The 3542-nt window shown below is 37.3% G+C and carries 1 protein-coding gene and 1 pseudogene; both read left to right on the top strand.

What is annotated here, in order from left to right; translation table 11 throughout:
- Positions 1–841: 841 nt before the first annotated feature.
- Positions 842–1117, top strand: coding sequence for a hypothetical protein (locus ACNQGX_RS18205; protein ID WP_417978714.1), 276 nt, complete (start codon positions 842–844; stop codon positions 1115–1117).
- 142 nt (positions 1118–1259) lie between these two features.
- A pseudogene (locus tag ACNQGX_RS18200) lies at positions 1260–3542 on the top strand (hypothetical protein); the annotation flags it as partial.

Raw genomic sequence — 3542 nt, 5'->3', positions numbered from 1 at the left:
AAGGCTATGGAGAAAGCCAATTGGTAAATACATGTTCTGATGGTGAGAAATGCAGTGAAGCAGAACACCAAGCCAACAGACGCAGCGAATTTGTTGTTGTTTCGATGGAATAAATAATCAGTTTAACTAAAAACAGCCTTTCCTTTCGGAGAGGCTGTTTTTAGTTAACACAATGATTCATTTCTTTGGATAAGACCAATAAGTGGATTTTCTTTAAATGTAAAAGAAACTGAATGAAGCTAATTTTGGAACCATTCAAGCAGGGCAAACGCAGGGGTGAATACGGTCAAAGATTGGCACAAATTCCACAAATTAGCACAAATTAATCGGTGTGAATTTGTGGAATTTGTGTCAAAAAAATTGAATTAAATCTATTGGCTCGCTAATTCTCATCAAATAGTCAACTTTTTAAACTCGTGCGTTTGCCCTGGTGATTTCAGTTGTTGGCAATGCCTTCGGTTTTCTGGAACTTGAAAGACGCAATTTTATTGTTTTTAAGATTGAAATGCTGCTTTTAAAGTTGTCGGAAAAATGTGATTTTTTATAAAAAAGGGAATAAAAAAAGACGAAAAATGGACTCTAAATTTTGTGTTGCATTGGCTTAATTTTAATTTTTTTGCGTTTCGGATTAGAGGTGATTGGAATGCTGTTAGGGTTTAATGAACAGTTTGTTAGGGTTTGTTTTCTAGTTTTTTAGCCTGTTTTTTACTCTTTTTTTTATGTTTTTGTGTAAAAGGTGTCTTTTGTCGATTTTTCTTGTATTTAATCAGATATAAGTAGTTAAGTTTGTCGTGTTTGTCTATGTTTGCGCTCCCAAATCCAAGGTTAAACTTAGCTGTCGATGAATATGTGTGATTTTAGATTGAAACTGCTTACTTTTTATAAGCAATTATTTTTTGTTGTTTTATTTTTTGTCTTTGTCCCTGTTAAGGCAAATGCGTCGTTTGCAGCTACTTCTGCAAGCCCTTTTTTTCAAGGAATTTATTTAAAAAATTACACCGCAACTAGTTCCGTTTCTAAAGCGGCAACAGTTTGCAAAGCGGAATGGTACGGCTGCGTTGCGCTATGCCAAAATAATTGCGTATCAAGAATTGATGCGGAACACAACGACTTCTGACAATCCTTTTTGCATTAAGACCATCAAAACATTTTTCTGTTGAGAATGTTTGCTTTTGGACTTTAATTGCATTTTACCATTTCATTTTTATAGCTATTACGCTACTCAAAAAGTAAAAAAAATATTACAATAACGCCGATACATGAAAAACATTACTTATAAAAAAATTTCACTTTTATTATTTTTTCTTGCATTATTTTTTGTTGCGAATCCAATTAGGGCTCAATTCCCCTTTTCACAATCTTTTAGAAACTCAACTGCCCCTGGAATTCAATTTGGTGGTGCTCCTGCTGCTTTCTTGACGGGAGGTGCTGGAGCAATAGCTGGTGGGTATAACGATTCTAATGGATCTGGTTATTTAAGATTAACTAATGCTTCGGGTAACCAAAAAGGATTTATATGGTCGGACGCCAATGCTTTTCCTTCTAGTTATGGTATGAATATTTCATTTGAATATTATACTTATGGAGGAGACGGAGCTGACGGTATTGCTTTCGTTTTGTTTGATGCATTGGTAAGTAATCCTACGCCAGGTGCATTTGGTGGATCTTTGGGCTATGCCCAAAAATCAGCCGAAAATGGTTTTCAAGGGGGGTATTTGGGAGTTGGAATTGATGAGTTTGGTAATTTTTCAAATGGAACAGAAGGTAGAAATGGAGGAGTAGGTTCTAAGCCAAGTAATGTAACGTTGAGAGGAAAAGGGAATGGAACTACAGGGGCTACTCAGTATCCCTATTTGACTAGTGTTCAAACTACTGTGCTGGCAAGTTCTTTTAATGTAGCGGGTGGATCTAGGGTGGCAACTACGACTGCCAGTGCCGGTTTTAGAAAAGTTGAAATAATTTTAAGGCCTAATGCAGGCGTTGGGTTTTTTATTGATGTTTATTTGACTCACGGCGCTACTAGAGATCTTATTATTAGTAATTATTCCTATGCAACTCTTCCACCAGCAAATTTAAAATTTGCAATCACCTCTTCTACAGGAGGTTCAAATAATTTTCATGAAATACGAAATCTTGATATTACTGTTGATCCTTCTACATTATTAACTCCAGTTGCTAATCCAGATTCTTTTTCGGAATGCGTGGGATTGCCTGCAATTTCTGCTGATATTACCGCTAATGATAATGGAGCGGTCAATACCTTAGGGACAGTCAATAAAGCCGCGGTAGATTTGGATACTTCTACAGCTGGTATACAAACGTCCAATACGGTTGCAGGGCAAGGAACATTCACGTATGATTCGGGAACGGGTAAAGTTACTTTTACTCCGATAAATAATACGATTGTAGGGCCAGTTGCAATAAATTATACTTTTAATGATTCGTATGGTAAAACGTCCAATTCTTCAACTATAACCTATACGGCTTATACGCCAATTGCAACTAATACTATTGCTGCACCCTCTCCATCTACTTTTTGTTTTAGTGGAGATGCAGGAAATATAGTTGGTTCCACTGCAACAGGAGGAACAACTGCTTTAACTTATCAATGGGAAAGCAGTACTGATAATGTAACATTCAATTACATTTCTGGGGCTACCAGTAAAGATTATGACCCCGCATCTATTACTGCTACCACTTATTACAGAAGGGTAGTTTCTTCGGGAACATGTAATAATGATAGTAATGTGGTTGCTATACAAATTGATCCATCGCCTACTTTAAATATTACTTCTGCTACTCCTATTTGTTCTGGGAACAATGCTGTCTTTAACTTAACGGGAACTCCCAATGCGGTTGTTACCTATAATATTAATGGAGGAAGTGCGCAAACCGTTACTTTGGATGCGACTGGGAAAGCTACTGTGACGGTTTCAAGTGTTGTAGCAAACACTACTTTAAACGCCACTTCAATTAGTTCTTTTGTTGCGCCAATAACGGGTAATGCTATAAGTGCTTCTGGATTAGGAAGTGATGTTAATAATACAGTTGGAGCCATTCTTACAGCAGGTTCTTCTGCAGTTGCAGCAACTTCTGCATTACTTAATAATACATATTCTTCTGTAACTTTGACTTTAGGGGCTACTGTTCCGGCAGGGACGCCAATCATAGTAAGTTTAGCTCGGAATAATAATACTGGAGCAGGCTCTATTACTTCAGGCGGAGCCACAACAACGGTTCCTAATACATTGGGAACCGTTGATACATTAACTCGTTTGACAGTAACTCCAACATCTGCAACAAACACAGTTGTTATTTCAAGAACTGCTGGGCGATTATATATTGATGGAGTAGAGTATACCTTTACACCTTCTACTTGTAATGTTACTTTAACATTATCTAATACTGTTGTTGTTAATCCTACGCCAACGTTAACAGGAGCTGCGCAAGCTGCATCTGTTTGTGTAGGATCTGGCGCGACAATTAATTTAACGGGCTTGTTGGCCAGCAGTACCTCTACAGTAGCTTACACAATAAATGGA

The sequence above is a fragment of the Flavobacterium glycogeni genome (genome assembly GCF_048286775.1).
Taxonomy (GTDB): domain Bacteria; phylum Bacteroidota; class Bacteroidia; order Flavobacteriales; family Flavobacteriaceae; genus Flavobacterium.
Note: the sequence above shows the minus strand (reverse complement) of the source record. Positions and strands in the feature narration are given on the sequence as shown.

What these genes read in the sequence shown, in the direction of transcription:
- ACNQGX_RS18205 (WP_417978714.1), top strand. Translation starts at nt 842, where the DNA reads ATGAATATGTGTGATTTTAGATTGAAACTGCTTACTTTTTATAAGCAA.